This window comes from Methanoculleus sp. 10 (assembly GCF_913757945.1).
Taxonomy (GTDB): domain Archaea; phylum Halobacteriota; class Methanomicrobia; order Methanomicrobiales; family Methanoculleaceae; genus Methanoculleus.
Genome location: NZ_CAJYDP010000007.1, coordinates 1 through 25352 on the forward strand (window position 1 = coordinate 1; position 25352 = coordinate 25352).

The following is a 25352-nucleotide window of genomic DNA, read 5'->3' on the forward strand; positions in this document are numbered from 1 at the left end:
GTGCTCACCGACGGCAACATCAACATCTTCGGGCCCGGATCGAAGATACGCTTCAACGAAGGAGCAGCAGAACTCGACCTTCCCGACACCTTCATCACGGCCGTGCCGGACCTCACCAACACAGGCCTCGGCTCCGGGACGCTTCAACTCGCGAACCCGCGCTACACCTGCGCAGAACCGGCCCTGGAGTTCCTCACCGCCGCCTGGGACCTCTCGTACACCGGGGCGGGAACCGTGACTGAGGTCGTGGAGTACTCAAACGACGGCGGCCTCTCCTGGGTGCGGTTCGACACCCTGACCGCAGGCAGCACCGCGACCGGGGGCGTCGCCACCCTTGATGTCCGGGACCTCCCGCCCGGGGAGTACCGGGTCCGGGTACGCGCCTCAGCAGATGACGCGCCCGACGCCGGGGTGCTCTTCCCCCCGATCCGGGTCGGAGAACGACAAACAGCGTATATCAAGCTCTCATAATTTTTTCAGGGTGCACCGGGTGCACCCGGGAAGAAATGACGGACCCAGCGGGAATTGAACCCGCGTCCTTGGGTTCGAAGCCCAAAAGGATGTCCTCTACCCCATGGGTCCCCACATGGGTTTCTATCATAAGTTATTAAGCGTTTTTATGCCAGTACTCTGTACAATGATCCTCTCATCCAGCGAAATTGTTCGCAGGCGCGAGGACGGCGATCTCGTCATCGAGCCGTACCACAGCGTATCCCAGCAGCCCGCATCATACGACCTCCGCGTGGCCGGGGCAACCGTGCTCCCGTGCAACGCATGCACCCTTGTCCCCTCGATCGAGCGGGTAGAACTCCCCGCCGACCTCGCGGCAACCCTCCGGTGCCGCTCCTCGCTCGCCCGCCGGGGCGTCATCCTCGGCGGCGGGTTTGTCGATCCCGGGTTTCGCGGCCAGCTGACCCTCTGCCTGACCAACATGGGGCCGGAACCCATAACCCTGGCTCCAGGAGACCGGATCGTCCAGATGGTCATCCAGGAAGTCAGAAACGGCGACCGGCTCTACCAGGGCAGATACCAGGACAGTCTTGGCGCGGTGCATACGCGATGAGCCCCTCCATACGCTCGGAACGGAAGTATCTTGAGCTCCTCCGGATCCTCGCGGAGTCGCACGAACCCCTGGGCGCAAAGAGGTTGAGCGAGAAGATGGCCGAGCGGGGGTTCGTCCTGAGCGACCGCGCCGTCCAGTACTACCTCCAGTACCTCGACGAGATGGGGTTCACGGAGAAGATCGGAAACCGGGGACGTATCCTCACCGAGGCAGGGACCGCCGAGAGCGAGAGCGCGCTCGTCGACGAACGGATCGGTTTCATCATATCGAGGCTCGAGCAGCTCTCCTTCCGGAGCACCTTCAACCCGGCGACCGGGACCGGAAGCGTCGCCTACAACCTCTCCTTCGTGCGGGAGGAGGACCTCCCGGGCGTCACGGCAGCCTTCGACGAGGTGGCAGAGAGCGGCTACGGGTTCCTCAGCACCTACCGGATCGTCGATGCCGACCCCCGGATACCTGACGGCCATGTCGGGATCATGACGGCCTGCAGCGTCACCCTCGACGGTGTCCTCCAGAAGATGGGCATACCCGCGAGGCTTGAGTACGCGGGGAGGATGGCCGTCGATGAGAACGGCTCTGCCGGGTTCCTCGACCTCATCGGCTACCGGGGAACCTCGGTCGACCCGCTCCACCTCTTCATATCCGCCGGGCTCACCGCGATCAACCGGCTGGTGACAACCCGGGCCGGTGTGGCGCTGGCAAACGTCCGTGCGGTCCCGGCGGCCGCGCGGGACCGGGTGGAGGAGGCTGCCGGCCTGATGATGGAGTGCGGGTTCACCTTCCCTGCCGGGAACGGGATCGGGGAGTTCAACCTCCCGAGGCACCCCTACCGGCTCTCCGTCGTCGCCTTCAGCGGCATGAACATGGTGGCAAACGCCGTTGAGAAGGGCTACGCCATCAGGACCGAGATCGGTGCCGGGACCATACCATTTGAAAGAATAACGGGTGCTACCGGATCCAGGTGATCCCGCCGTCGTCGCGGTCGTCGTCCGGTTTCTTCTCCACTTTCTTCTTCGGCCGCTCGACTGCATCGATCACATCGAGCCTCCCGCGGGAGGGGTCCACCTCCTTCGGGCGGGGTCCCCCGCGGCCGAACCCCCGGCCGGTCTGATCCAGCGGGGCGTCCTTCGGTGCGGGAGCCGCCCCGCGCATCTGCAGACCGGGCTCATCGAGGATCCCGTCGCGTGGCCGCCGCACCCCGCGGTCCAGCACAACCGCATCGCCGGTGAGCGCCCCGTCCTTCGGGCGCTGTACCGGGCGGACGGGTGCGGAGTAGAGCACTGCATCGTCTTTTGGGGCGTTTTTCGCGATGTTGATGCCCTTTGGGCCGAAGGCGGAATTCTTCGGCGCAGGCATAGACGAGGTGACCGATGCCGACCCGGTGAGGTCAATCTCCCGCCCGCCCTGTTTCGGGGGAAGGATGACGGCGCCGTCATCATGGTTCTTCGCGGCTCTCGGGAGCATATCGATGGTGTCATCTCTGCCCGCATCACCGCTTCTGCCGCTGCCCGTAAGCACGATCATCTCGTCCTTTCCTGCTGTAGACTGTTCTGCCATAGAGTCACTCTCCTCGAGAAACGCCGATTCAAGGGGGGAGGCGAACTCCAGGGCATCTCCCTCCTCCTCCGGCACCTCCGGAGCGCCCCCCGGTGCCCGGGCTCTCTCCTCTTCGGCCCTCAGCGCCTCTTCCTCGCACTCGAGCCGGTACTCGGCCCGGATCTCCCGGAGATCTTCGACGCGGGGAACGTTCGCGAGCCCCGAGAGCACGATGATGATCCCGACAAACGATGTGTTCTTCACGGGGTAGTCGCCGGAACGCATCTCGAGGCCGGCGATGTTCCGGTCGATCCACTTCCTGACGGTCTGGAACCCCTTCATCGAGAGTTCGGCAGAAGGCCCCGCGATCAGGACGAGCGCCTTGTCGGCGCTCGTGAGGTCGCAGGGGACCGATACCTCCTCATAGACCGCCTTCTTCGCGAGCGAGACGATCCGGGCCGCCTTCTCCTGGGAGCCCTGGATGAAGTACTTCAGCGATCGCCGCCGGTAGATCCGGTCCAGCCACCCGGACGGCAGGCGTTCGGCGGCGTAGCCGACCGCAACGAGGCCGTTCCCTTTCAGGGTGTTGAGCACCTCCCCGGCATCCAGGACAACCTCGGCGACGTCGAGTCCGGACTCGTTGAACTCGCCGGCGCGGAGGAGGAGGCCGATCTGGCGGGCGATCCGCTCGTTGAGCAGGCCGTATTGGGTCCGCGGGTCGAGCGCCCCCGGACGCGGGTTCCGGCGCAGCTGGTCCATGATCCCGGCATTCTCCTTTCCGGCCGCGGCCGCGGCAGCCCTGATCTTCTGCGACCAGGTCTCGTTATCGAAGAGGATGACGGCATCGACAAGCCCCCGAAGCGTATCGAGGTCGTCGGCGGCCTTTGCCGAGACCCGCTTCCCCTCGTTGAGGCACGGCAGGACGGCGAGGGCGAAGATCGGCTCCATATAGGACTTCCGGAGTTCGCCGATGATGAGCGGCGCGATATCGGCGACGTTGCCCCCGAGCCCGCAACAGAGCAGGATGGCATCGATCTCCATTGTGTCCATGCCCTGGATGCGGGTCATGACCTCCTCGATATCGATCACGTTCACGATCTCGCCCTGGCCCGCCGGGTCGATCCTCGGGAAGAAGATCCTCGCGGGATCCGGGAGGTGACGGAGCTGGATCAGGGAGTTCGGGTCGATGTCGATTGCTACCGCACTCATGCAGCAGACTTTGCTCCGCCTGTCATGGTCGTAGAGGTTATCCACAACCCGTGACCCCGCGCCCCCGAGCCCGATCGCCAGCACCCGCATACTGTTCTACTCCCCGATCCTCGAACCTTCGCATGCCCGGGATGACCGTTGACGCGAAAAAGAGCGCGCATATCACCCGGAACTACTGATGAGTATGTGGGCAGACAAACTTATATATTTCTGTACGTCCCCGGGCCCCGGAGCGCATCCGTTCACAAACGTTCCATATTTGAATTTTCCGGTTTCATTTCCCCGCGCTGGCGTCCCCTGCAGGATAAGAGAGAACAGTCACCGGATGCCCTTCTAAACCCGTTACATCCCTCCATTTTGCACTACATGTGCGGTACGTGTCGTTTAGCGAGCACAAAATGGTAATATATATAACTCTCTGCACGTAACTACTCAATGAGGTGCATAGCCTTGACTACATATGGAATTGAATTTGTGCCCGGAGCAGTCAACGTCAAGCAGGTGGTGACCTACACCAAGCTTGCAGAGTCGAAGGATATCGACTATGCTTGGATCACCAACCACTACAACAACCGTCATGCATACCCGACCCTCGCCATGATCGCGGCGAACACCGACACGATCAAGATGGGGCCGGGCATCATGAATACGTTCACCGATACCCCCGCAGCCATCGCATCCTTCATGGCTACCTTAAACGAGATCTCCGACGGACGTGCCGTCCTCGGCATCGGACCCGGCGACCTCTCGACACTCCCGAAGCTCGCCATCGACCCCGCAAAGCCCGTCGCCCGCCTGAAAGAGGGTGTCGAGCAGATCAAGAAACTCCTCACCGGTGAGGAGGTCAAGAAGACCGGCAACATGGAGTTCTTCGACTACGACGGCGCCAAGCTGACCGGTGTCACCCTGCCCGGCAAGAAGGGCATCCCCGTCTACATCGGTGCCCAGGGGCCCAAGATGCTCGAACTTGCCGGCGAGGTCGGTGAGGGAGCCCTGATCAACGCCTCGAACCCCAAGGACTTCGATATTGCCATCCCGATCATCAAGCAGGCGATGGAGAAGGTCGGCAAGAAGAAATTCGACGTCGGCGCCTACACCGCCATGTCCATCGACAGGGACGAGAAGAAGGCCCGGAACGCCGCAAAGATTGTAGCTGCATTCATCGCCGCAGGCTCCCCGCCCCCGCTCCTGCAGCGCCACGGCCTCGACCTCAACAACGTCGCGAAGATCAAGGAGGCGCTCGGCCGCTTCGACTTCAAGACCGTCGGCGGACTCGTTACCGACAAGGAGATCGACGCCTTCACCATCGCCGGAACCCCAGATATGGTCAAGCAGAAGTGCGAGGATCTCGCAAAGTCCGGAGTTACCCAGATCATCTTCGGCTCGCCGCTCGGCCCCGACATGACCAACTCCATCCGCCTGCTCGGCAAGTACATTGTCTAAAGCGGGAAAACCCTCATCATTTTTTCTCGGAAACGTTCAGGCCCCGGCGAAGAGCTCGTGCGGGCCGATCCACAGGCACCCCCGGGTTTTCCGGGCACCATACGTCCCACGAGGAGCCCCCGGCCTCCATCGCCGGCAACCCGGACAGGGTTTTATAGGGTCGGCGCGCCAATCGGAATACGAAGGGTCATGTTCACCACCCGCGAGATCCGGACCAAGCGAGGAGTCCTCCAGTACCGCCGGGAGTCCCTCACCGGTATCCGGTGCCGGATCAGTCCCGTCCGGGTCGAACGGCAGATCGACACCGCTCCCGCCCTGTCCCCCTCCCGTGAAGGTTGTCCGTTCTGCCCCGATACCATAAATGTCTCCACCCCGACGTTTGAGGACGGCAGCCGCCTCCGGTGCGGGGAGAGCGTAACGTTCCCGAACCTCTACCCGTTTGCAGAGCACCACGTGGTCACGGTGATCACGCCCGACCACGCGGCCGGCCGGTTCAGCGTCCGGTGCCTCGCCGACGCCATATCCGGCACGGCAGAAGCCCTGTCCCGGTCTTCCGGCTACGCGAGCATCAACTGGAACTACCTCCCTTCGGCCGGTGCGAGCATCGTCCACCCACACCTGCAGGGCATCGCCGACCCGGAGCCCACCTGCCTTGCGGGCCTCTACATCGCCGCCGGCCGCCGGTATCTTGCCGACCACGGCCGCCTCTACTGGGACGACCTGGTGGAGCGCGAGCGCTGCTCCGGCCGGTTCCTCTTCGAGGACGAGATCTTCTGGTCGGCAAGCCCCGTCCCCCTCGGCGAACGGGAGGTGCGGGGGATCCTCCCGGTATCGACGCTTGCCGACCTCGGACCCTACATCGAGCCGCTGGCCGACGGGATCCTCCGGGTCATCGAGTTCTACCGGGGCCTCGGGACGCACGCCTTCAATGCCGCGATCTTCTTTGACGCCCCCCGGGTGGGGCGGGGCCACCGGGCATTCTGCTCCCTCATCGCGCGGTTAAACCCAAACAGTCTCTCCATGTGCGACTCGGCGTTCATGGAGCGGCTGCACCTGGAGCCGGTCATCCTGACGCTCCCGGAAGACCTGGGCACGCTCTTTTCGGGCGGGAAGTGATACAGCGCTTCGCACGGGACCGCCGGTATCCCTTCACCGTTACTTTGCGCGGAGGATGCGAAGGAGCGTTTTACGCCCGTCTACCAATCTTCGCGAACTTCCGCGGCAACGCGAGAGGTACCTGGTGCGGATAGCGATAGAGCCTCGCGCGAAGGGTGCGAAGCCGCGGGGGAGCGTTGCTCACGACGATCCACCGATCTTTGCGCTCTTTGCGACAACGCGTGATCCGACCTGCGCGGTTCATCGGCGGTCCGCCCGGGCGCCGGACCACCCGGAATTAGATGACCCGATGCAGTAACTTCGCCGATCCAGAGATCATATCACAGCGAGAACACGAAAAAAGGGAAGTGCTATTGAATTTACTCGGGTTTGCTGATGAGTTTCGTCTTCGAGACGATCTCGCCAGTCTTCTTGTGGGGCTTCCTGATCACGCCGTCCATGGCCTTCTCGAGCTCACGGGCCTCCTCGCAGAGGTACATGGCCTGGCGCATCATCTCGTGAGCGCTTGAGACGATCGGGATGTACTTCTCCCACTCCTTCGTCATGAAGCAGCCCTTGACGTTGACGCCGGCAACCGACTGTGCGATCTCGTAGGCGGCACGGGCCTTCGCGAGCGCGTAGGGGTTGCTGAACTCGCCCTCCACGGCCTTGTCGGAGGTCATGACGACCTTCGGGAGCGCAAGGTCCGCGCCCTTCTTGCCTGCCTTCACCTGGTCGATCACCTTGTCGAGTTCCAGCTGCATCTTGCGGAACGCGCCGGTGATGGCGAGGACCTTGACGAGGTTCCCGTTGTAATCCGCCATCTCGATGGGGTCGAGGAATTCACGGCGGGCGCCGATCATGGCGTCGGCCTTCATGATGATGTAGCCGAAGTTGCTCGCCTTGAGCGCCTCGAACTGCTCCTTCTTGGTGGTGACGTCGTCGGTGATGACGATGCAGGGGATTCCGGCCGCTGCGAGGTCCTCACGGGCCTTGGTGGGTCCGGGGAGGATACCGTTCGGGGAGACGACGATACAGAAGTCCGGGCCCCATGCCTTCATGTTGCTGACCACGCGGTCAATATCCTCAGGCTGCAGCTTCGTGCCGGAGGTTGCCATGAAGGTGATCATATCCTCACGGTCGGCACGCTCGTCGAGGAGGAGTTCACCCATTACACCGCTGGCGATATTTCCCAGTTTCGCAATTCCAACTTTAACAACCACTTTAACACCTCTCAAAATTTGAGAACACGATAGTATCGCCAAGTTCTCATATAAACATTTTGAAATGGCCCCGAAAAGTGCGGTCGAAGAGGGGTGGTTAAGGAAAAGTGTTTAAATTTATCACGACCATATATAATCCTGATGAAACAAGGTCTGCTTACCGATCGCCAGAAGGAAGTGTTGCGTTACCGGAAGAAAGGACTGACGCAACAACAGATCGCGGACATTATAAAAACCTCAAAGGCAAACGTCTGTACCATCGAGAAGGCCGCTCTCGAGAATATAGCGCGTGCGCGTGAGACGCTTGAGTTTCTCTATACACTCGACGCCGCACACCTCTGCACGCTCGAGGGCGGCCTCGACCTGCTCAAAGCTCCCGAGGTCATCTACGCCGAAGCCGAGAAGATGGGGGTAAAAGTCAAGTATGACACGATATCGCTCATCAACAGGCTCAGGGATGCAAATCCTGATCGGTTCAGGGGCAGGCAGGTCCGTGACGATGTCGAGGTCTACATCAACCAGGACGGCGATCTGTACTTTGGATGACGCGGACCCCGGGGCGCGCACACGCGCGGGTCATGTGCCAGGGTGGCCCGGCCGGAGCGGGAGCCCTGAAAATGGGAGTCTTTCGCCTGTTTTGCGGCAACACCATCCTCGCAGCCCTTCGTTCATCCAGTCGGCCGTTCAGTCCGGGGGGCCGGTGCCGCGCCTGCAGCACCACCCATCCGGCGCAAATTTTTGGGAGAACGGATAACAAGGTTTATATCTCCTTTTAAGTAATGTTTAAGAAACCGCTCTGTACAATCCTGCCCGGACCCGGGGAGTGATCGGCACTTTACGTGCCTCCGATCTCCGGGAACTCTCTGGATCCGTAAGATAACCGGATCAGAGACCCGCGGCAGGAGGGTGCAGGAGGTACCAGACAAAGCGAAGGACGAACCCTCCTCACGGAGGGCCGATGTCGATACGGAGTTGTGCTCGTCACAACGGGATGACAGGAGCTGGATCTGATCGAGACGCTGGGCCAACGCCAGTGCAGCGCGCCCGGTTCCGGGAACTCTCTTCCCGGAAGCGTCAGAGAGTCAGGATCTATTGGCGACGACTGGAGCGTACCCGGGTGGCACACCTGGGCCGGCAGCGGAGAGCGATCGGGATGTGGAGCAGGAGACAGACGTCTCCCCCGTCCTCACGCTCCGCTGCCTCCATCAACTGTTTCCCTTCACATCCGGGCGTTTTCGCCCGGATGTTCGATGTCCTGCCCGGTATGGGTTCGCCAGAAGACCGATCGTGCCGGTGCGTCCGGCACGGGATTCGGCGCACGCATCGCCCTGCAGCAGGCCTGCAGGGCAGTGCATCACACTACAACGCACGAAGGGTTGATTGAAACATGCCGAAGTTTAACAGGCCACGCAGAGGATCCCTCGCGTACAGCCCGCGAAAACGGGCAAAGAGCCCGGTTCCCCGGTATGGCTCATGGCCGGAGTACAAGGGAGCCCCGGCCGTGCAGGGATTTGCAGGGTACAAGGTGGGGATGACCCACGTCATCATGGTGGACGACCACAAGAGCAGCCCCACCGAAGGCAGGGATGTGATGGTGCCGGTGACTGTGGTTGAGGTCCCGCCCATGCGGGTGGCAGGCGTGCGCGCATACTGCGAGGATACCTACGGGAAGCACGCGCTGACCGAGGCCTGGACGACCGACCTCGATGGGGAGTTGTCCCGGCGGATCAACGTCCCGAAGAACCACGACACCGCCGCGGCCCTTGAGGCCATCCGGAACGCAATCGGCGAGGGCAGGGTCACGGAACTCTACGCCCTCACCTACACCCGGCCCATGGAACTCACCGGCGTCCCGAAGAAGGTCCCCGACCTGATGGAGATGCGGATCGCCGGCGGAAGCCTTGACGACCAGATCGCCTACGCCGCCGGGATCCTCGGGAAAGAGGTTACGATCTCCGGGAACCTCAAGGTCGGCGAATACGTCGACGTGACTGCCGTCACCACCGGTAAGGGCACCGAAGGGCCCGTAAAGCGCTGGGGCGTCCAGGTCCGGAAGCGGAAACACTCCCGGGGCGGCAAAAAGCGCCACATCGGCAACCTCGGCCCGTGGCACCCGCACCACGTCCGGTGGCAGGTGCCCCAGATGGGCCAGATGGGCTACCAGCAGCGCACCGAGTTCAACAAACGGATCTTGAAGATCGGTGCGAACGGCGATGAGATAACCCCGGCAGGCGGCTTCCTCCACTACGGCCTCGTGCGCGGTCCTTACGTGCTGATCAAGGGTTCCGTCCCCGGGCCGAACAAGCGTCTCGTCCGGATACGGCCCGCGATACGGCTCGGTGAACACACCATCCGCACGCCGACGATCAGCTTTGTCAGCGCGCAGAGCAAGCAGGGGTGAGCAGCGATGAAGGCACAGGTTCGAACACTGACAGGCGAGATCGCCCACGAGATCGATCTCCCGGAAATATTCAATGAAGAGTACAGGCCCGACCTGATTAAGCGGGCAGTCCTCGCGCTCCAGAGCACCCGGTTCCAGCCGCACGGGACAGACCCCTATGCCGGCATCCGCACCTCGGCAGAGTCCTGGGGTAGCGGGCGGGGTGTCGCTCAGGTCCCCCGCTTAAAGAACGGAAGCAGGGTGGCCCGGGTTCCGCAGGCAACCGGCGGGCGTGCAGCCCATCCCCCGAAGGTCGCAAAGATCCTCGTCAAGGAGATCAACAGAAAAGAGAAGCAGAAGGCTCTCCGGTCTGCAATCGCAGCCAGCACGTCCCAGGACCTCGTCCGCGGGCGCGGGCACCTCTTTGAGGGCGACCTCCCGCTGGTCTTTGAGGACCGGTTCGAGGAGGTCACCCGGACGGGCGACGTCATCGCGGCGCTCTCTGCACTCGGAGTCTACGCCGATGTCGAGCGGGCAAAGGGCAGCAGGAAGGTCCGCGCAGGGCGCGGCACCATGCGCGGCCGCCGCTACAAGCAGCGCAAGAGCATTCTCATCGTCACCGGGAACGAACCGCTCAGGGCGGCCCGGAACCTTGCCGGCGTCGATGTTGTGGCGGTCAACCAGCTCAACACCGAACTGCTCGCACCCGGCACGCAGGCAGGACGCCTGACGGTCTGGACGGAGTCTGCAATCAGGAGGCTGGAGGAGTTCTCATGACACTGAAACACCCGTTCGTTACTGAAAAGGCAACGATGATGCTCGAAGGCGAGAACAAACTCCAGTTTATCGTGCAGAGGAACGCCACGAAGTCGGAGATCAAGCGCGAGTTGGAGTCGGCCTTCGAGCAGGACGTGGCCGAGATCCGAACCATGATGACGATGAAAGGCGAAAAGAAGGCCATTGTAAAGTTTTCGGATGAAAAGGCGGCTGAAGAGATCCTCAGCCGGCTGGGAATAATGTAAGGTGAGTGACGATGGCACACCGAATTATAGCGCAGAACCGCGGTAAAGGCGGTCCGACCTACCGTGCACCGTCGCACCGGTATAAGGCCGAGCTCCGGCACGCCGGGAAGAACACCGCCCTGATCTCCGGGCGCGTCGTCGATATAGAGCACGACCCCGCCCGCCACGCGCCGATCGCTCTCACCAGGCTCGAAGACGGCCGGAAGGTCTACGTCCTTGCCACCGAAGGGCTCGGTGTCGGGGATACGGTCACCTGGGGGCCGGGAGGCGCCGTGAAGAACGGAAACACCCTGCCGCTCCAGGAGATTCCGGTCGGTGCATACATCTGCAACATCGAGGCCAGGCCCAACGACGGCGGCAGGTTCGTCCGCGCAAGCGGCGTCCAGGCCCTCGTCATCGGGAAGGCCGACGACGGCAGAGTCGGCGTCCGGATGCCAAGCGGCAAGAACAAGTGGTTCAGCGGTGTCTGCATGGCAACCGTCGGTATCGTTGCCGGCGGCGGACGGGGCGAGAAACCGTTCGCCAAGGCAGGAAAGAAGCACTTCCATGTCAAGTCCTCCGCCGAGAAGTGGCCCCGCGTCAAGGGTGTCTGCATGAACGTCATCGACCACCCGTTCGGTGGCGGCGGTCACCAGCACTGCGGGCGGCCAAAGACTGTATCCCACGGAACGTCCCCGGGGAGGAAGGTAGGGCATATTGCCGCCCGGAGAACCGGCAAGTGGAAGAAGTGAGGGGTGAATCATGGCAAAGAAGATACAAAAACGAATGCCGCGGCGGCGTGAGGAGTTCACCTATCGCGGCCACTCCGTTGAGGACCTGCAGCAGATGGCTCTCTCCGAGCTGCTGCCGATCATGCCGGCCCGGGCACGCAGGAAGTTTGACCGGGGTCTCTCCCGGGAGCACGAGAAACTCCTTGCCGATGTCCGGTCGGGGGATGAGACCATCCGCACCCACCTGCGTGACATGATCGTCATGCCCGAGATGATCGGGAAGACAATCCTGATCCACAACGGGAAGGAGTTCCAGAAGGTGGAGATCCAGCCTGAGGCGGTCTTCCACTACCTTGGAGAGTTTGCACTGACCCGTAAGAGGGTCTCCCACGGCAGCGCCGGTATCGGTGCAACCCGGTCGAGCAAGTACGTCCCGCTGAAGTGATGGCTATGGCAAGAACTGAATATTCAGCAAAGATTGAGGGGGAGAACGTCGCTCGCGCAAAGGCGAACGAACTTCCCGTCTCACCCAAGCACTCGATCGAGATTGCCAGGTTCATCCGGACGATGACCACCACCGAAGCAAAGGCGTACCTCGCAGATGTGGTGGAGCTGAAGAAGGCCATCCCCTTCAAGCGGTTCAACCGGAACGTCGCCCACAAACGGGGCCTCGACCGGTGGGCGGCGGGCCGGTACCCGGTCAAGGCCGCGGAAGCCTACATCAGGCTGCTTGAGTCCGTCGAGAAGAACGCCGAGTACATCGGCCTTGATACCGAAAACCTCCGGATCGACCACGTCGCCGCGAACACGGGCCGTGGTCTCCGGGCCTTCTTCCCGCGTGCGATGGGCCGCGCCACCCCGAAGCGCAGGGAGACCGTGAACATCGAGATCGTTGTGACCGAGGTGGCGTAATGGCAATCGAGAAGAAGTTTATCACTGACGGCGTGCGCAACGTTCGCGTCGAGAAGTTCCTCACGAAGGAACTCAAACGGGCCGGGTACGGCGGCATGGATATCACCCGGACGCCGCTCGGCACCCAGGTGACCATCTTTGCGGAGAAACCCGGCATCGTGATCGGGAAGGGCGGCAAACAGGTCCGCCAACTCACCCAGGATCTCGCTACCACCTACGATATCGAGTCGCCGCAGGTGGAGGTCCAGCAGGTCCAGAACCCCAACTTCAACGCCCAGATCATGGCGGAGCGGCTGGCAAACGCCCTTGAGCGTGGCTGGTACTTCCGGAAGGCCGGACAGAGCACGATCCGCCGGGTGATGGAATCCGGTGCGCTCGGCTGCGAGATCATCATCGCCGGGAAACTGACCGGCGCCCGGGCACGGACCCAGAAGTTCACCGAGGGCTACGTCAAGCACTGTGGCGAGCCCAGCGAGACGATCGTCGAGAAGGGCTACGCTATCGCCGTCAAGAAACTCGGGACCATCGGGGTCCAGGTCAAGATCGTCCCGCCGGGTGCGCGGCTGCCCGACACTTTCGACGTCCTTGCACCCGCGCCGAAGCAGGCCCCGGCCAAGCCCGCCGAGCCCGAAGAGGTCGGCGACGAGGAGTTCGAGGAAGAGTTCGAGGCGATCCCCGGCGAGGAGTACATGGAGGAGAGATAAATGGCAATCTTTCGCGCACAGGAAGTGAGACAACTCTCCGATACCGAACTCCTCGAGCAGGAGCAGAAACTCTCCCTTGAACTGATCCAGGAGCGGGGAAAAGTCAGCGCCGGCGGTGCCACCGAGAACCCCGGGAGGATCCGCGAGATCCGGAGGACGATCGCGCGTATCCGGACCGAGCAGAACGCACGGAGGACCGCATGATCTCTCCCCAGAACGTCCTGCGGCACGAGTTGATCGGCCTCGACGTTCTGGTCGCCCGCGCAAGCAACCCGGGTCATGTCGGGGTGTCCGGTCGCATCATCGATGAGACGAAAAACACCCTGGTCATCCTGACCGGGCGGGGAGAGACGCGGATTCCAAAACGGTTCAGCGTATTCCGCATCCGGCTCCCTGACGGCACGACCGTCGAGATCGATGGTTCGAGCCTGGAGACACAGCCGGAACGGCGGATCAGTATGCGCATCAGATAAGCGAGGATAAATATGGCACGAAACATTGGGTTAGACGTCGCCGTTCCGGAAACGGAATGTGAGGACGCAAATTGTCCGTTTCACGGCACTTTGCCGGTACGCGGCCAGGTGATTACCGGCAAAGTCGTGAGCGACCGTATGAACGGTACCGTCGTCGTGGAGCGTGAGTTCCTCCACTACGTCAAGAAATATAAGCGGTACGAGAAGCGCAGGTCCCGGTATCATGCCCACAGCACGCCCTGCATCAACGCGGGCGTCGGCGATGTGGTCCGGATTGCGGAGTGCCGCCCGCTCTCGAAGACCAAGAACTTTGTGGTGGTTGAGGTGATGAAGGAATGAAGGCGATGCAGTCGACCATTCCGCGTGCCCTCGCCACCGGCTCCCGGATGGTCTGCTCCGACAACACCGGCGCACGCCTTGTGGAGATCGTCTCGGTCGACGGCTACCACGGTGTCCGGCGGCGGCAGCCCTGCATGGGCGTCGGCGACGTCGCGACCGTGAGCGTCAAGAAGGGCACCCCCGACATGCGGAGGAAACTTGAGAAGGCGGTCGTCATCCGGCAGAAGAAGGAGATTCGCCGGCCGAACGGCATCCGGCTCTCGTTCGAGGACAACGCCATGGTGCTCATCAACGAGCGCGGCGAGCCGAAGGGAACCGAGATCAAGGGCCCTGTCCCCCGCGAGATCGCTGAGCGGTTCCCAAAGATCGCCTCCATGGCGACGATCATCGTGTAAGGTGTGGTGAAGGATGGTACGCATAGTCAGCAAACAACCGAGAAAACAGCGTAAGGCACGTTACAACGCGCCGAACCACACTCGGGGCCGCTTCCTCTCCGCATCGCTCGCCCCCGACCTCCGCGGGAAGTATAACGCCCGGAGGACCCGTGTGGTCAAGGGCGACACCGTGAAGGTGCTCCGTGGCGACTTCGCCGGTGAAGAAGGCGTCGTCGACGCGGTCGATATGAAGATGTGCCGGCTGGTCGTGCACGGCGTGATGGTGACCAAATCCGACGGAACTGAGGTTCCCCGGCCGGTCGACCCCTCGAACGTGCAGATCACGAAGCTCAACCTGAAAGACAAACTCCGTGAGGAGAGACTCGGAGGCGGAGCATAATGTCCAATCATCTCAAACGACTGGTAGCGCCAGGATCCTGGCATATCCCGAAGAAGGTACAGAAATTCGTCATGAAGACCGCCCCGGGCCCCCACAGCGCCGGAGCCCTGCCGGTCGGTGTCTGGCTCCGCGAGCATATCGGCCTTGCACAGAATGCAAGCGAGGTCCGTAAGATCCTCTACCAGCGCGACATCATCGTCAACGGACGGGCCTGCAGGAACCCCCAGATGGGTCTAGGTGTCTTTGACATCGTCTCGATCCCGAAACTCGGGAAGCACTACCGCATCCAGCTCGACAAGCGGGGCAACCTGATTGCCGTTGAGATCTCTGCGGAGTCCGCGAAAACCCGGCTCTGCAAGGTGCAGAACAAGACCACCGTCAAGGGCGGCAGGGTGCAGCTGAACCTTGCGTTCGGCGCAAACATCCTTGCCGACAACACCTACAGGGCAAAAGACTCCATCGTCGTGACCCTTGGAACGGACGGCGAAGACCGGTTCCGGATCGTCGACCACTTCCCCTTCGCGGAAGGCAACGTGGCCATGATCGTCGGCGGGAAGCACTCCGGGAAGGTCGCGAGGATCGTCGAGATCACGAGGACCGCGAGCTCCGTCCCGAACCGGGTGATCCTTGTGGACGACTCGGCCGGCGAACGGTTCGAGACCATCGAGGAGTACGTCTTCATGGTCGGCCGCTCCGCGATTGCACCCGAACTGGAGGCCTCGGCATGAGCGCGATGAAGGATGTCTACATCGACAAGGTCGTCGTGCATATGGGCGTCGGGGAGAGCGGTGAGCGGCTGGTCAAGGCCGAGGATCTCGTGAAGAAGATCACCGGCCAGAAACCCGTCCGCACCATCGCAAAGCGGACCCAGCCGGCATTCGGTATCAGGAAGGGCGCACCCATCGGGTGCAAGGTCACCCTGCGCCGGGAGAACGCCGAGAAGTTTGTCGAGACCGCGCTCAACATCATCGAGCGGCACCTTGCCGTCTCGCAGTTCGACCGGACGGGCAACGTCTCCTTCGGCATCGAAGAACACACGGACTTTCCCGGCATGGCCTATGACCCGGCAATCGGTATCTTCGGCATGGACGTCAACGTGGTGCTCGAGCGCAGAGGCGTGCGGATCGCAAGGAGAAGCGTCGAGCGCAGGAAATTGCCGGCAAAGCAGAGAGTGAATCAGGATGAAGCCATCGCGTTCATGCGCGAGCGCTACCAGGTGGAGGTGTAAGGTATGGCAGAAGAGTCAGGTGCATCTGCTCCGGGCGAGGGCGTAAAGAAGTTCGGCCGTGGCGCGAACGAGTGCCGCATCTGCGGCCGGAAGCAGGGCCTTGTGCGTAAATACGGCATCTATTTCTGCCGCCAGTGCTTCCGCGAGTGGGCCGGGAAGATGGGCTTCAAGAAGATGAACTAGGGGTGAGAGAATATGGCACGACTGAATCCAATCGCTGACGCGATGAGCACGATCAAGAATGCCGGCGACGCTGGAAAGAGCGAGGTTATTGTCGAACCTGCCGGCAAGCTCCTGGGCGCAATGCTCCGCGTTATGCAGGAAAACGGCTTTATCGGCGGCTTCGAGTTCATCGAAGACGGCCGTGGCGGCCAGTTCCGGGTCCAGCTCTCCGGAACGATCAATAAGTGTGGCGCCATCACCCCCCGGTTCTCGGTGGGAATGGCTGATATGGAATACTGGGAGTCGCAGTACCTCCCCGCAAAGAACTTCGGTATCCTGATCGTCTCGACCTCGAAGGGAGTCGTCTCCCACGAGCAGGCCCGGGGCGAGGGTGTCGGCGGGCAGCTGCTGGGATACGTCTACTGACGGAGGAGAGGCTTATGGGAATAACACGACAGGTCGAGATCCCTCCCGGTGTGAACGTCGCGCTCGAAGGCAACGCGCTCACGGTCTCAGGACCGAAGGGCACGCTGGTCCGTGACATGCGTTTCCCGCAGATCGACGTCAGGATTGAAGACGGCGAAGTCGTCGTCTCCACGGCATCCGACAAGAAGCGGTTCCTCGCCATGAGCGGCACGCTCGAGGCACATGTGAAGAGCATGGTCCGGGGTGTCGTCGAAGGCTACGAGTACCGTATGAAAGTGGTCTACAGCCACTTCCCGATCCAGCTCAAACTGCAGGGCAACCGCCTCGAGATCGGCAACTTCCTCGGCGAGAAGCAGCCCCGGGCAGCGAAGATCATCGAGGGCGTCACCGTCAAGATTGGAAACGACGAGGTGACTCTCACCGGTATCGACAAGGAGAAGGTGGGCAACACGGCCGCAAACATCGAGCACGCGACGAAGATCACGAAGCGTGATCCCCGGGTGTTCCAGGACGGCATCTACATCACCGAGAGGGCGTGAAAAGAATGGATGAAACACGAAGATTGATCCGCGTCCGCACCCGGCACAACAAGCCTGCCTTCAAGAGGCGGGGACTTCACCGCAAAGCGAAACTGGAAGATGTCTGGCGGCGGCCGCGCGGTCTGCACAACAAGCAGAGACGGCAGTTCAGAGCAAAGGGCGTTCTTCCCCGGCCGGGGTATGGGAGCCCTGCCGCAATCCGCGGCATGCACCCGAGCGGCTATGAGGAGGTCCGGGTCTTTACACCGGCAGAACTTGCCGGGTTGAACCCGGAGAGCCAGGCTGTCCGGATCGGCGGATCCGTCGGCAACAAAAAGCGCGGGGAGATCCAGACCCGGGCCCTGGAACTGGGGCTCAAGGTGCTGAATGCAAAAGACCTCACCCGTGCGGCAAAAGTGCCTGCCGAAAGCGAAGAAGAGGTGAACGAGGATGAGTGATCTCGCCAACCAGAAGCGGATGGCAGCCGCCATCCTCAAGTGCGGGGTCAACCGTGTCTGGTTCGATCCCGAGCGCCAGGCCGATATCGAGGCGGCCATCTCCAGAAACGACCTGCGCGACCTCATCGGGGAGGGCGCGATCAGGGCCCACGCCGTGAAGGGGAACAGCCGTGGCAGGGCACGCGCGCGGATGGCACAGCGCTCCTACGGCCACCGGAAAGGACCGGGGCGGAGGAAGGGTGCCGCCGGTGCCCGCGCTTCGAGCAAGCGCATGTGGATCGGCAAGATCCGGGCACAGCGCCGGGCTCTTCGCGAGATGCGCGACGAAGGCAGAATCGAGCGGAGTCTCTACCGCGTGATGTATCGCCGGGCTTCCGGAGGCCAGTTCCGGAGCGTATCGCATCTCGCGGCTCATGTTGAGACGATGGCAGGGAGGATGAAATAATGGCAACGGGCCCACGGTACTTCGTGCCCTTCCGGAGAAGGCACGAGGGTAAGACAGACTACTACAAGCGGATGTCGCTCCTGTCGTCAGGCAGCCCGAGGGTGGTCGTCCGGAAGACGAACCGGCAGATCATCGTGCAGCTGGTCGTCCCTGAGAATGAGGGAGACCGCACTCTGGTGGCTGCATACTCGGCCGAACTTGCCGATTACGGCTACGAGGGATCGACCTCCTGCACCCCGGCCGCCTACCTGACCGGGATGCTGTTTGCAGTCAAGGCGCTGAATGCAGGGTATGAAGAGGGTATCCTGGATATCGGGCTCGCCCGGGCAAAACCCGGGGCGCGTGTCTTTGCCGCCCTCAAAGGGGCGGTGGACGGCGGTCTCGATATCCCCTACGGCGAGTCGATCCTCCCCGACGAGGAGCGGCTCAAGGGTGCCCACATCGCCGGGTATGCCCCCGAACGGGCAGGCAACCTAGTGGCGAATGTAGAGGCTGTGGCTCTGGCCATCAAGAAGGAGCTGGTGTGACATGGCATACGCACAGGAAGAATGGATTCCGCTCACCGGTCTCGGGCGCATGGTCGCCGCAGGCGAGATCACCAGTATCGATGAGGTGCTCGCGAGCGGCAGGCCGATCAAGGAGCCCCAGATCGTCGATCTCCTCCTGCCCGACCTGGAGGACGAGGTGCTGGACATCAACATGGTCCAGCGGATGACGGACTCGGGTCGCCGTGTAAAGTTCCGCACCGTCGTGGTGGTCGGCAACCGGAACGGCTACGTCGGGTTTGGTCAGGGCAAGGATGCCCAGGTCGGCAACGCGATCCAGAAGGCAATAACGGACGCAAAGGTGAACCTCATCAAGGTCTACCGGGGATGCGGGAGCTGGGAATGCGGTTGTGACGCCGCCCACTCGATCCCCATCGAGGTGACCGGCAAGGCAGGCAGCGTCCGGGTGACGCTGAAACCCGCCCCGCAGGGGATCGGTCTCGTGACCGGAGATATCCCGAAGAAGGTCCTGACGCTTGCAGGCATCAAGGATGTCTGGGCCTTCAACCGGGGGCAGACCCGGACGACTATCAACTACGCCAAGGCGACGTTCGAGGCGCTCCGGCAGACGAACATCGTCAGGATCGGGGGGACGCAGTAAATGTACGCGGTAGTGCAGGTGCGCGGCGTGGTCAAGACCAACCGCGAGATTAAGGACACCTTAAAGATGCTCCGTCTGCACCACGTCAACCACTGCGTCCTCGTGCCCGATACGCCGGCGTACCTTGGCATGATCCGCAAGGTGAAGGACTTTGTGGCGTATGGCGAGGTGGACGCGGAGACCCTGGCCACCCTCCTGCGTACCCGGGGCAGACTGACCGGGGATGAGCAGCTGACCGACGATTACGTCCGTGCGCATACCCCGTATGCCGGCATCGACGAATTCGCGAGGGCGCTGTGCAGCGGTGAGACCACTATCTGTGATCTCGCCGAGATCAAGCCGGTACTGAGACTGCACCCACCACGAAAGGGCTATAAAACCATCAAGCGAACCTTTCAGCAGGGTGGAGCTCTCGGCTACTATGGTTCCGAGATCAACGATCTCCTCTACAAGATGAGGTGAGACTGATGCCCGTAAACAAGAGAACCAAATATAGAGGTTCACGGACCTGCGGCGGCGGCACGCACAAGAACCGGCGCGGCGCTGGCAACAGGGGTGGACGGGGTAGAGCCGGGCAGCGGGATCACCGCTTCTCCCACTTCTACTTAAAGGGCGAGATATCCAACGGCAAGCACGGGTTCGTCAGCAAGACGTCCGTGCCGGTATCCGCCCTCGATGTCGGGGAGATCGACCAGATGGCCGAGGCACTGCTCCGCGAGGGGCTTGCAAGCAAAGAGGGCGACCTCATTGCCCTTGACGTCACCGGGATCGGTATCGACAAGGTGCTCGGCGGCGGAAGAGTCACCCACAAGATGAGTATCTCCGCCCGGGCGTTCTCGGAACGTGCCCGGGCAAAAATTGAGGAGATGGGCGGTCAGGCAACGACCGTCTGATCTTCTTTTCAGGTGAAACCATGGGAGATCTGCTGGATAGATTTGAATCCTTCCTTGCAGCGATGCCTGCAGTTCGAAGTCCGGAGGGGCACGTCCACTTCAAAAACAAACTGATGTGGACGCTTGCAATCCTGCTCCTCTACTTCACATTGACCAACATCGATATCTTTGGACTCTCTCCGCAGTCACAGGATATTTTCGGAATATACCGCGCCCTGCTTGCCGGTGCGAGCGGTTCGCTCCTGCATCTCGGTATCGGGCCGATCGTCACCGCGTCGATCGTGCTGCAGCTGCTCAAGGGCGCCGGAATCCTGCAGATCGATACGAGCGAAGCCCGCGGCCAGGTCATGTACATGGGCCTGCAGAAGATGCTCATCTTCGTGATGATCGTCGTTGAGGCGCTTCCCATGGTCTTGAGCGGGATGATGATGCCCGACCCGTCGGTGGCAACGCAGTTCTTCGGCGGCAATATGTTCGCGGTCTCGTTCCTGATCTTCCTCCAGCTCTGCATAGGCGGCCTCCTCGTGGTGCTGATGGATGAGGTCGTCACCAAGTGGGGTGTCGGATCGGGCGTGGGGCTCTTCATCGTTGCGGGGGTTTCGCAGGGTCTCGTGAACGGGTTCCTGAACTGGCAGACGGGCACCGACCCCTTCCCGATCGGGTTCTTCCCGCGGCTGATCGCCATCGGGACATCGGGGGCGAACTTCCTCGAGTACTTCGGCACGGACGTGCTCGCCCTCGTCACGACGATCATCATCTTCCTGGTGATTGTCTACGTGGAGTCGACCCGTATCGAGATTCCGCTTGCGCATACCGCCGTCCGGGGTGCCCGCGCGCGGTTCCCGGTGAAGCTCATCTACGCGAGCGTTCTCCCCATGATCCTGGTCCGGGTGCTGCAGGCGAACATCCAGATGATCGGGATGCTCCTCTCGAACGCCGGGATAACGATCCTCGGTGAGTTCCAGGGGCAGCAGCCGATAAGCGGCCTGATGTGGTATATTGCTCCCATCAACCAGCCGCAGGACTGGATGTGGTGGCTCTCCGACCTCGGGCATGCCCCCTGGGAGATCCTCCTCCGAATGGGCATCGATATCACCGTCATGGTGCTCGGCGGTGCGATCTTCGCGCTCTTCTGGGTCAAGACCGCGGGCCTCGACTCAAAAGACGTGGCCCGGCAGATACAGAGGAGCGGGATGCACATCCCCGGCTACCGCCGGAACGAGCAGGTGCTTGAGAGGTACCTCGACCGCTACATACCGAGGATCACCATCATCGGCGGTGCGTTCATCGGGATCCTCTCGGTCGTCGCAAACCTCTTTGGTGTGATCGGCGCGGTCGGCGGGACCGGGTTGCTGCTTGCGGTGAGCATCACCTACCGGCTCTACGAGGAGATCGCGAGCCAGCAGATCATGGAGATGTACCCGTTCATGCGGGGATTCTTCGGGAAGGAGTAAGTCCAGGTGGACTTACCTTTTTTCCCGGAACAATACCGCCGCATCCGCTTTTTTACCCGGGCGACTTCGGCCGCCGCTCAAGGTCGGGGTGATTCCGAAAGGCATTACTCCCGTGGGCGCGGATTTATTCTGCAGGGAACTATAACATAAACGGAGTGATAGAGTTGGGGAAGAAAGTCGTCGTGACGGGGGTTCCCGGCGTCGGGAAGACCACCGTCATCAATGGTGCGATGGAGCGGCTGGCGGCCGAAGGTGTCGCCTACGAGGCCGTCAATTTCGGTACGTTCATGTTCGACGTGGCGAGGAAAGAGAGCCTCGTCTCGAATCGCGACGAGATGCGCAAACTCGGAAAAGATGTCCAGAAGCGCCTCCAGCAGGCGGCGGCATCGGAGATTGCTGCCATGAGCGCCGATGCGAACATCATCATCGACACCCACAGCAGCGTCAAGACCCCGGCGGGCTTCCTCGCGGGGTTGCCTGAATGGGTGCTCCGGGAGCTGATGCCGGATGTCGTCGTGCTGGTGGAGACCGACCCGGACCAGATCCTGATGCGCCGGCTCGGCGACGCCTCGAGAGTCCGGGATATGGAGGGAGCCCGGGCAATCGCCGAACACCAGGAGTTCAACCGCGCGGTCAGCGCAGCATACGCGATGTACACCGGCTGCACCATCAAGATCGTCCGAAACGAGAACTTCCTCCTCGAACGGGGCATCGACGATCTGGTGGACGTACTGAGGTAACCTGATATGGTGGACCTGAAGAAGCACGGCCCGACGATCGCTCTCCTCTTCACCATGCTCGTGATGCTCTCCTACGGCATCGAGTGGGTGCGGGTGACGGTCGGTCAGGGGATGAATGTCCTGCTCGGCCCCTTCATCGACCCGAACGGACTCGGCGTACCCTTTTTCGTCATGATCCTGATCCTCTCCGGCATCACGGGCCTGTACTCGTCGCTCGTCCAGAAGTATACCATCGATTATGAGAAGATGCAGGAGACGCAGGCGAAGATGCGGGTCTTCCAGAAGGAGTTCCGGGAGGCCCAGCTCTCCGGAGACGAAAAACGGATCAAGAAACTCCAGGGGAAGCAGGAACGGATGATGCAGGACCAGCTCGATATGTCCCGGCAGCAGTTCACCCCGATGGCGATCATCCTCGTGCTCTCGGTGCCGATATTCTTCTGGCTCCTCCTGCGGCTCCCGGCGGTCGGCACGCCGACCACCATTGCGAGCGGCATCGTGATGCCCTTCATCGGGGCCGTCACGCTCTCGGATATTGCGTTCTGGATCGTGCCGGCCTGGATCCTGTGGTACATGCTCTGCTCGCTGACGATCAGCCAGGTGATCCGGAAGTCGCTCAACATCGGAGGGCTCTGATGCGGATCACCATCAGCGGCCCCCCGGGGAGCGGCACCACGTCGCTCGCCCGCTACCTCGCCGGGAAGCACGGGCTCGACTTCATATCTGCAGGGGAGGTCTTCCGGCAGCTCGCCCGGGAGCACGGCATGGATCTCGCCGCGTTCGGCAGGTTTGCGGAGAGCGACCCCGCGGTCGACCGGATGATCGATGCCCGGCAGAAAGAGATCGGTGAGGGTTCCGAAGACATCATCGTCGAGGGGAGGCTCTCGGGCCGGATGATCGAGAACGCCGATCTCCGGATCTGGCTTTCTGCACCGCTCTCCTGCCGGGCAAAGCGGATCGCGGGGCGTGACGGGATGGACGAGGAGGGAGCCCGGGTCTACACCGAGAACCGGCAGCGCTCGGAGGCCACCCGCTACCGGAGTTACTACGGCATCGATATCAACGACCTCTCGCCGTATGATATCGTCCTCTCCTCCGAGACCTTCGGCGTGGACGCTCTCGGTGCGATTGTGGATACGGCGATTGCGTGCCTCGCACGGCAGAAAGGCACCCTCTAGAGTTTCTCCGCCCTTTTTGCCTTTATCTTTTTGATGCGCCGGAGTCGTGTCCACTCCTGCCGCTCCATCTCGTCGCGCTGGTCCTCGATGATCCGGCGTTTCTCCACAAGTTCCGGGATGACTTTGAACTCCAGCGCGTTCACCCTCCGGCGGGTCCGCTCGATCTCGTCAAGCAGTTGCTTGACGCCCCCTTCGAGTTCGGCGCTTGCTATGATCGCTTCAAGGAGGTTCTCGTAGGCGTCGGCGGCGTCGTCGATGACCGATGATGTCCCGAGGACGCCGTATCCCCGCTGATCGAGCGTCTTCCTCACCGCTACCGGTTCCAGGTCCGGGAGGTGTACGCCAAAGACGTTCTTGTGCCCGGGCGTGTAGGTCGGGACGGTCTCCACCGAGAGTGCTGCAAGGAGCACTCCTGTCGCCCCCTCCATCATGGCGGCGATTGCCGCCATCTCCCGGGCCCTGGTATACAGTTCTTCGAGTTCCCGGCGTTGCAGTGCGGCCCGGTCGGTGAGCCTGACCAGTTCCAGCATCATACCATCGAGTTTCATCGAGAGAAGTTCATGTACCCGCTCCGCGAGCGCCATCCGCCGCCTGACGATCAGGAGGCCGGCCCGGGTAGGTTTGATCTCGTCGATCGGCATGGCTCCTCCTCACATGACAATGTACTGCCATATCCGGTCGGCCGGCAGACCGAACGCCTTCCCCCGTGCGATCGCCCGCAGGTTCGCGACCTCGTATCTCTTTCGCTCGAGGTACGCAAGCACCGGCAGGACCGAGAACGGGTGGCGCCGGGAGAGGGAATCCATCTGCTGAAGCCTGACGCGGGTGATCGCCATCTCGAGCTCGTGAACGGGCCGCAGGTGCTGGTGCCACCGCCGCCAGACCAGCTCTGCGGCGTCCGTGCTCGAGAAGTTCGGGTCCTGCCGGAGTTCACGCACCGCCCGGGCCAGAACCGGGGCGATCGCCATCTGCAAGAAGACGCTGATGAACTCTTCCTCCGTCCCGATGCCGTAGAGCCGGCGGAAGAGAGCGAGGGGGATGTTGCCGCCCGGGATCATGGTCCGGTCGACGACCGTGATGTCGCACGCCTCCTTCGCACAATGGAGCCGGAGGAGGTTCTTCATGTTGGTGATGTCTATCTCGAACCGGAGGTAGGCGATCAACTCCTGGCAGCCGCTACACCCTGATGCGGCAAGGCCGAGCAGCCCGGCGTAGTACTGCTGGTAGAGTTCGTCCTCGATCCGGGCAAAGACGCCCTTCTCCCCGCAGATCCGGTAGTATTCTGCAAGGGCCGGGTAGAGCCGCCAATCCTGGAGCGATTCCAGGACATCGCCGCATCCGGTGAGGTCGAGGAGGCGGTCGAGGAGCGCGCTGTCGAGCTCGCCCGCCGGGATAAGCAGGTCACGGATCTGTCGCCGGGGTACGTCGTGAACCGTGCCCCGCAGGATTGCCATGACGTTTGCGATGTCCCACCGGGCGAGGTATTCTCCCGTCAGGGTGTGCAGATCCCCCGGGGCAATCGCCATGGCGCTCCGGAACGACCGGGCCAGACTGCGGTTTACCGCTTCTTCGATGAGCTGGGCGCCGGAAAAGTCGCCGGCGAGATCCATGATCTCCTGGTAATCCTCCTGCCGGCCGAGGTGAGTGACGACCTCCGGTATGCTCATCCGCATGATCCGGAGATACGCTTCACGGGAGAGGAGTTTCGTCCTGCGGACGCGGAACCGGGTGCAGGCGTAGATACACGACGGAGAGATCACACCGCACAGGGCCATACAACATTTCTATATCATCCCTTCCCCTTAAAAGCACACCCGGCGGCAC

At 62.1% G+C, this 25352-nt stretch carries 37 protein-coding genes and 1 tRNA gene; 33 read left to right on the plus strand and 5 right to left on the minus strand.

Features of this window, described 5'->3' with window-relative positions; genetic code table 11:
• Positions 1-471: fibronectin type III domain-containing protein (locus QZ408_RS09035; RefSeq protein ID WP_292491044.1), on the plus strand; the 471-nt coding region annotated here is incomplete at its 5' end.
• Between the two features lie 39 nt (positions 472-510).
• Here the strand turns inward: QZ408_RS09035 and QZ408_RS09040 are convergent.
• Positions 511-582 (minus strand) — tRNA-Arg (locus tag QZ408_RS09040).
• Positions 583-637: 55 nt separating this feature from the next.
• Here QZ408_RS09040 and QZ408_RS09045 point away from each other — a divergent pair.
• Both QZ408_RS09045 and QZ408_RS09050 read left to right on the plus strand, forming a co-directional pair.
• Positions 638-1063, plus strand: coding sequence for a dCTP deaminase (locus tag QZ408_RS09045; RefSeq protein ID WP_292491046.1), 426 nt, complete (start codon positions 638-640; stop codon positions 1061-1063).
• Positions 1060-2028 (plus strand): NrpR regulatory domain-containing protein, encoded by a 969-nt coding sequence (locus QZ408_RS09050; RefSeq protein ID WP_292491047.1) that lies wholly within the window; start codon positions 1060-1062, stop codon positions 2026-2028. The genes QZ408_RS09045 and QZ408_RS09050 overlap by 4 nt, the downstream gene beginning before the upstream one ends.
• Here QZ408_RS09050 and QZ408_RS09055 read toward each other — a convergent pair.
• Positions 2012-3898, minus strand: a complete 1887-nt coding sequence (locus QZ408_RS09055) for a tubulin/FtsZ family protein (RefSeq protein WP_292491048.1) — start codon at positions 3896-3898, stop codon at positions 2012-2014. The genes QZ408_RS09050 and QZ408_RS09055 overlap by 17 nt on opposite strands.
• A 345-nt stretch (positions 3899-4243) precedes the next feature.
• Here QZ408_RS09055 and QZ408_RS09060 point away from each other — a divergent pair, with 345 nt between their 5' ends.
• Both QZ408_RS09060 and QZ408_RS09065 read left to right on the plus strand, forming a co-directional pair.
• Positions 4244-5251 carry a 5,10-methylenetetrahydromethanopterin reductase gene (locus tag QZ408_RS09060; protein WP_292491050.1) on the plus strand — a complete coding sequence of 336 codons (1008 nt, stop codon included), beginning with the start codon at positions 4244-4246 and terminating at the stop codon, positions 5249-5251.
• A 189-nt stretch (positions 5252-5440) separates the two neighbouring features.
• Entirely contained in the window at positions 5441-6367 is a 927-nt protein-coding gene (locus QZ408_RS09065; RefSeq protein WP_292491051.1) for a galactose-1-phosphate uridylyltransferase, read from the plus strand.
• Positions 6368-6726: 359 nt separating this feature from the next.
• Here the strand turns inward: QZ408_RS09065 and QZ408_RS09070 are convergent, their stop codons facing one another.
• Positions 6727-7569 (minus strand): F420-dependent methylenetetrahydromethanopterin dehydrogenase, encoded by an 843-nt coding sequence (locus QZ408_RS09070; protein ID WP_292491052.1) that lies wholly within the window; start codon positions 7567-7569, stop codon positions 6727-6729.
• Between the two features lie 141 nt (positions 7570-7710).
• On the opposite strand from QZ408_RS09070, the gene QZ408_RS09075 reads away from it, so the two are divergent.
• The 28 genes from QZ408_RS09075 to cmk all read left to right on the plus strand — a co-directional run bounded on the left by QZ408_RS09075 (position 7711) and on the right by cmk (position 23528).
• Complete coding sequence (locus tag QZ408_RS09075; RefSeq protein ID WP_292491053.1) at positions 7711-8115, plus strand: Tfx family DNA-binding protein; 405 nt, start codon at positions 7711-7713, stop codon at positions 8113-8115.
• A gap of 841 nt (positions 8116-8956) precedes the next feature.
• A complete protein-coding gene (locus tag QZ408_RS09080) occupies positions 8957-9970 on the plus strand; it encodes a 50S ribosomal protein L3 (protein WP_292491054.1) in 1014 nt (337 codons plus the stop codon).
• A 6-nt stretch (positions 9971-9976) separates the two neighbouring features.
• Positions 9977-10726, plus strand: coding sequence for a 50S ribosomal protein L4 (gene rpl4p / locus QZ408_RS09085; RefSeq protein ID WP_292491055.1), 750 nt, complete (start codon positions 9977-9979; stop codon positions 10724-10726).
• The gene (locus tag QZ408_RS09090; protein ID WP_292491057.1) at positions 10723-10971 is read left to right on the plus strand and encodes a 50S ribosomal protein L23; all 249 of its coding nucleotides are present in this window, start codon (positions 10723-10725) and stop codon (positions 10969-10971) included. The genes rpl4p and QZ408_RS09090 overlap by 4 nt, the downstream gene beginning before the upstream one ends.
• Positions 10972-10982: 11 nt before the next feature.
• Positions 10983-11702, plus strand: a complete 720-nt coding sequence (locus QZ408_RS09095; protein WP_292491058.1) for a 50S ribosomal protein L2 — start codon at positions 10983-10985, stop codon at positions 11700-11702.
• A 10-nt stretch (positions 11703-11712) separates the two neighbouring features.
• Complete coding sequence (locus QZ408_RS09100) at positions 11713-12126, plus strand: 30S ribosomal protein S19 (RefSeq protein ID WP_292491059.1); 414 nt, start codon at positions 11713-11715, stop codon at positions 12124-12126.
• A 5-nt stretch (positions 12127-12131) separates the two neighbouring features.
• Positions 12132-12593 (plus strand): 50S ribosomal protein L22, encoded by a 462-nt coding sequence (locus QZ408_RS09105; RefSeq protein WP_292491060.1) that lies wholly within the window; start codon positions 12132-12134, stop codon positions 12591-12593.
• Positions 12593-13297 carry a 30S ribosomal protein S3 gene (locus tag QZ408_RS09110; RefSeq protein WP_292491061.1) on the plus strand — a complete coding sequence of 235 codons (705 nt, stop codon included), beginning with the start codon at positions 12593-12595 and terminating at the stop codon, positions 13295-13297. Before QZ408_RS09105 ends, QZ408_RS09110 begins: the two co-directional genes overlap by 1 nt.
• Positions 13298-13501, plus strand: coding sequence for a 50S ribosomal protein L29 (gene rpmC, locus QZ408_RS09115; protein WP_292491062.1), 204 nt, complete (start codon positions 13298-13300; stop codon positions 13499-13501).
• On the plus strand, positions 13498-13770 hold the full coding sequence (locus tag QZ408_RS09120) for a ribonuclease P protein component 1 (protein ID WP_292491064.1): 273 nt from the start codon (positions 13498-13500) through the stop codon (positions 13768-13770). Before rpmC ends, QZ408_RS09120 begins: the two co-directional genes overlap by 4 nt.
• A 12-nt stretch (positions 13771-13782) precedes the next feature.
• Complete coding sequence (locus QZ408_RS09125; RefSeq protein ID WP_292491065.1) at positions 13783-14109, plus strand: 30S ribosomal protein S17; 327 nt, start codon at positions 13783-13785, stop codon at positions 14107-14109.
• The gene (gene rpl14p / locus QZ408_RS09130; RefSeq protein ID WP_292491067.1) at positions 14106-14504 is read left to right on the plus strand and encodes a 50S ribosomal protein L14; all 399 of its coding nucleotides are present in this window, start codon (positions 14106-14108) and stop codon (positions 14502-14504) included. Before QZ408_RS09125 ends, rpl14p begins: the two co-directional genes overlap by 4 nt.
• Before the next feature lie 13 nt (positions 14505-14517).
• A complete protein-coding gene (gene rplX, locus QZ408_RS09135; RefSeq protein WP_292491068.1) occupies positions 14518-14883 on the plus strand; it encodes a 50S ribosomal protein L24 in 366 nt (121 codons plus the stop codon).
• A complete protein-coding gene (locus QZ408_RS09140) occupies positions 14883-15611 on the plus strand; it encodes a 30S ribosomal protein S4e (protein WP_292491069.1) in 729 nt (242 codons plus the stop codon). Before rplX ends, QZ408_RS09140 begins: the two co-directional genes overlap by 1 nt.
• Positions 15608-16111, plus strand: a complete 504-nt coding sequence (locus tag QZ408_RS09145; protein WP_292491071.1) for a 50S ribosomal protein L5 — start codon at positions 15608-15610, stop codon at positions 16109-16111. The genes QZ408_RS09140 and QZ408_RS09145 overlap by 4 nt, the downstream gene beginning before the upstream one ends.
• A 3-nt stretch (positions 16112-16114) precedes the next feature.
• The gene (locus tag QZ408_RS09150) at positions 16115-16294 is read left to right on the plus strand and encodes a 30S ribosomal protein S14 (protein ID WP_292491073.1); all 180 of its coding nucleotides are present in this window, start codon (positions 16115-16117) and stop codon (positions 16292-16294) included.
• A 12-nt stretch (positions 16295-16306) separates the two neighbouring features.
• A complete protein-coding gene (locus QZ408_RS09155; RefSeq protein ID WP_292491075.1) occupies positions 16307-16699 on the plus strand; it encodes a 30S ribosomal protein S8 in 393 nt (130 codons plus the stop codon).
• 14 nt (positions 16700-16713) lie between these two features.
• Positions 16714-17238 (plus strand): 50S ribosomal protein L6, encoded by a 525-nt coding sequence (locus QZ408_RS09160; protein WP_292491077.1) that lies wholly within the window; start codon positions 16714-16716, stop codon positions 17236-17238.
• Positions 17239-17243: 5 nt separating this feature from the next.
• The gene (locus QZ408_RS09165) at positions 17244-17675 is read left to right on the plus strand and encodes a 50S ribosomal protein L32e (protein WP_292491079.1); all 432 of its coding nucleotides are present in this window, start codon (positions 17244-17246) and stop codon (positions 17673-17675) included.
• Positions 17668-18120, plus strand: coding sequence for a 50S ribosomal protein L19e (locus tag QZ408_RS09170; RefSeq protein ID WP_292491080.1), 453 nt, complete (start codon positions 17668-17670; stop codon positions 18118-18120). Before QZ408_RS09165 ends, QZ408_RS09170 begins: the two co-directional genes overlap by 8 nt.
• Entirely contained in the window at positions 18120-18647 is a 528-nt protein-coding gene (locus QZ408_RS09175; protein ID WP_292491082.1) for a 50S ribosomal protein L18, read from the plus strand. Before QZ408_RS09170 ends, QZ408_RS09175 begins: the two co-directional genes overlap by 1 nt.
• Position 18648: 1 nt before the next feature.
• Positions 18649-19266, plus strand: a complete 618-nt coding sequence (locus QZ408_RS09180) for a 30S ribosomal protein S5 (RefSeq protein WP_292491084.1) — start codon at positions 18649-18651, stop codon at positions 19264-19266.
• On the plus strand, positions 19267-19728 hold the full coding sequence (locus QZ408_RS09185) for a 50S ribosomal protein L30 (protein ID WP_292491086.1): 462 nt from the start codon (positions 19267-19269) through the stop codon (positions 19726-19728).
• Between the two features lie 5 nt (positions 19729-19733).
• On the plus strand, positions 19734-20159 hold the full coding sequence (locus QZ408_RS09190; protein WP_292491089.1) for an uL15m family ribosomal protein: 426 nt from the start codon (positions 19734-19736) through the stop codon (positions 20157-20159).
• A gap of 20 nt (positions 20160-20179) precedes the next feature.
• Positions 20180-21613 (plus strand): preprotein translocase subunit SecY, encoded by a 1434-nt coding sequence (gene secY, locus QZ408_RS09195; RefSeq protein ID WP_292491091.1) that lies wholly within the window; start codon positions 20180-20182, stop codon positions 21611-21613.
• A 164-nt stretch (positions 21614-21777) separates the two neighbouring features.
• Positions 21778-22353, plus strand: coding sequence for an adenylate kinase (locus tag QZ408_RS09200; RefSeq protein ID WP_292491272.1), 576 nt, complete (start codon positions 21778-21780; stop codon positions 22351-22353).
• Between the two features lie 6 nt (positions 22354-22359).
• Positions 22360-22986, plus strand: a complete 627-nt coding sequence (locus QZ408_RS09205) for an EMC3/TMCO1 family protein (protein ID WP_292491092.1) — start codon at positions 22360-22362, stop codon at positions 22984-22986.
• Positions 22986-23528 (plus strand): (d)CMP kinase, encoded by a 543-nt coding sequence (cmk, locus tag QZ408_RS09210; protein WP_292491095.1) that lies wholly within the window; start codon positions 22986-22988, stop codon positions 23526-23528. The genes QZ408_RS09205 and cmk overlap by 1 nt, the downstream gene beginning before the upstream one ends.
• Here cmk and QZ408_RS09215 read toward each other — a convergent pair.
• Positions 23525-24169, minus strand: a complete 645-nt coding sequence (locus QZ408_RS09215; RefSeq protein WP_292491097.1) for a V-type ATP synthase subunit D — start codon at positions 24167-24169, stop codon at positions 23525-23527. The genes cmk and QZ408_RS09215 overlap by 4 nt on opposite strands.
• Before the next feature lie 9 nt (positions 24170-24178).
• Positions 24179-25288, minus strand: a complete 1110-nt coding sequence (locus QZ408_RS09220; RefSeq protein WP_292491099.1) for a V-type ATP synthase subunit C — start codon at positions 25286-25288, stop codon at positions 24179-24181.
• Between the last annotated feature and the right edge of the window lie 64 nt (positions 25289-25352).

What these genes read in the sequence shown, in the direction of transcription:
- QZ408_RS09185 (WP_292491086.1), top strand. Translation starts at nt 19,267, where the DNA reads ATGTACGCGGTAGTGCAGGTGCGCGGCGTGGTCAAGACCAACCGCGAG.
- QZ408_RS09050 (WP_292491047.1), top strand. Translation starts at nt 1,060, where the DNA reads ATGAGCCCCTCCATACGCTCGGAACGGAAGTATCTTGAGCTCCTCCGG.
- QZ408_RS09045 (WP_292491046.1), top strand. Translation starts at nt 638, where the DNA reads ATGATCCTCTCATCCAGCGAAATTGTTCGCAGGCGCGAGGACGGCGAT.
- QZ408_RS09065 (WP_292491051.1), top strand. Translation starts at nt 5,441, where the DNA reads ATGTTCACCACCCGCGAGATCCGGACCAAGCGAGGAGTCCTCCAGTAC.
- QZ408_RS09125 (WP_292491065.1), top strand. Translation starts at nt 13,783, where the DNA reads ATGGCACGAAACATTGGGTTAGACGTCGCCGTTCCGGAAACGGAATGT.
- QZ408_RS09155 (WP_292491075.1), top strand. Translation starts at nt 16,307, where the DNA reads ATGGCACGACTGAATCCAATCGCTGACGCGATGAGCACGATCAAGAAT.
- QZ408_RS09120 (WP_292491064.1), top strand. Translation starts at nt 13,498, where the DNA reads ATGATCTCTCCCCAGAACGTCCTGCGGCACGAGTTGATCGGCCTCGAC.
- QZ408_RS09205 (WP_292491092.1), top strand. Translation starts at nt 22,360, where the DNA reads ATGGTGGACCTGAAGAAGCACGGCCCGACGATCGCTCTCCTCTTCACC.
- QZ408_RS09060 (WP_292491050.1), top strand. Translation starts at nt 4,244, where the DNA reads ATGAGGTGCATAGCCTTGACTACATATGGAATTGAATTTGTGCCCGGA.
- QZ408_RS09110 (WP_292491061.1), top strand. Translation starts at nt 12,593, where the DNA reads ATGGCAATCGAGAAGAAGTTTATCACTGACGGCGTGCGCAACGTTCGC.
- QZ408_RS09160 (WP_292491077.1), top strand. Translation starts at nt 16,714, where the DNA reads ATGGGAATAACACGACAGGTCGAGATCCCTCCCGGTGTGAACGTCGCG.
- cmk (WP_292491095.1), top strand. Translation starts at nt 22,986, where the DNA reads ATGCGGATCACCATCAGCGGCCCCCCGGGGAGCGGCACCACGTCGCTC.
- QZ408_RS09190 (WP_292491089.1), top strand. Translation starts at nt 19,734, where the DNA reads ATGCCCGTAAACAAGAGAACCAAATATAGAGGTTCACGGACCTGCGGC.
- QZ408_RS09105 (WP_292491060.1), top strand. Translation starts at nt 12,132, where the DNA reads ATGGCAAGAACTGAATATTCAGCAAAGATTGAGGGGGAGAACGTCGCT.
- QZ408_RS09145 (WP_292491071.1), top strand. Translation starts at nt 15,608, where the DNA reads ATGAGCGCGATGAAGGATGTCTACATCGACAAGGTCGTCGTGCATATG.
- QZ408_RS09170 (WP_292491080.1), top strand. Translation starts at nt 17,668, where the DNA reads ATGAGTGATCTCGCCAACCAGAAGCGGATGGCAGCCGCCATCCTCAAG.
- QZ408_RS09215 (WP_292491097.1), bottom strand. Translation starts at nt 24,169, where the DNA reads ATGCCGATCGACGAGATCAAACCTACCCGGGCCGGCCTCCTGATCGTC.
- QZ408_RS09075 (WP_292491053.1), top strand. Translation starts at nt 7,711, where the DNA reads ATGAAACAAGGTCTGCTTACCGATCGCCAGAAGGAAGTGTTGCGTTAC.
- rplX (WP_292491068.1), top strand. Translation starts at nt 14,518, where the DNA reads ATGGTACGCATAGTCAGCAAACAACCGAGAAAACAGCGTAAGGCACGT.
- QZ408_RS09165 (WP_292491079.1), top strand. Translation starts at nt 17,244, where the DNA reads ATGGATGAAACACGAAGATTGATCCGCGTCCGCACCCGGCACAACAAG.
- QZ408_RS09055 (WP_292491048.1), bottom strand. Translation starts at nt 3,898, where the DNA reads ATGCGGGTGCTGGCGATCGGGCTCGGGGGCGCGGGGTCACGGGTTGTG.
- QZ408_RS09140 (WP_292491069.1), top strand. Translation starts at nt 14,883, where the DNA reads ATGTCCAATCATCTCAAACGACTGGTAGCGCCAGGATCCTGGCATATC.
- QZ408_RS09080 (WP_292491054.1), top strand. Translation starts at nt 8,957, where the DNA reads ATGCCGAAGTTTAACAGGCCACGCAGAGGATCCCTCGCGTACAGCCCG.
- QZ408_RS09175 (WP_292491082.1), top strand. Translation starts at nt 18,120, where the DNA reads ATGGCAACGGGCCCACGGTACTTCGTGCCCTTCCGGAGAAGGCACGAG.
- QZ408_RS09095 (WP_292491058.1), top strand. Translation starts at nt 10,983, where the DNA reads ATGGCACACCGAATTATAGCGCAGAACCGCGGTAAAGGCGGTCCGACC.
- QZ408_RS09100 (WP_292491059.1), top strand. Translation starts at nt 11,713, where the DNA reads ATGGCAAAGAAGATACAAAAACGAATGCCGCGGCGGCGTGAGGAGTTC.
- QZ408_RS09180 (WP_292491084.1), top strand. Translation starts at nt 18,649, where the DNA reads ATGGCATACGCACAGGAAGAATGGATTCCGCTCACCGGTCTCGGGCGC.
- secY (WP_292491091.1), top strand. Translation starts at nt 20,180, where the DNA reads ATGGGAGATCTGCTGGATAGATTTGAATCCTTCCTTGCAGCGATGCCT.
- QZ408_RS09150 (WP_292491073.1), top strand. Translation starts at nt 16,115, where the DNA reads ATGGCAGAAGAGTCAGGTGCATCTGCTCCGGGCGAGGGCGTAAAGAAG.
- rpl4p (WP_292491055.1), top strand. Translation starts at nt 9,977, where the DNA reads ATGAAGGCACAGGTTCGAACACTGACAGGCGAGATCGCCCACGAGATC.
- rpl14p (WP_292491067.1), top strand. Translation starts at nt 14,106, where the DNA reads ATGAAGGCGATGCAGTCGACCATTCCGCGTGCCCTCGCCACCGGCTCC.
- QZ408_RS09090 (WP_292491057.1), top strand. Translation starts at nt 10,723, where the DNA reads ATGACACTGAAACACCCGTTCGTTACTGAAAAGGCAACGATGATGCTC.
- rpmC (WP_292491062.1), top strand. Translation starts at nt 13,298, where the DNA reads ATGGCAATCTTTCGCGCACAGGAAGTGAGACAACTCTCCGATACCGAA.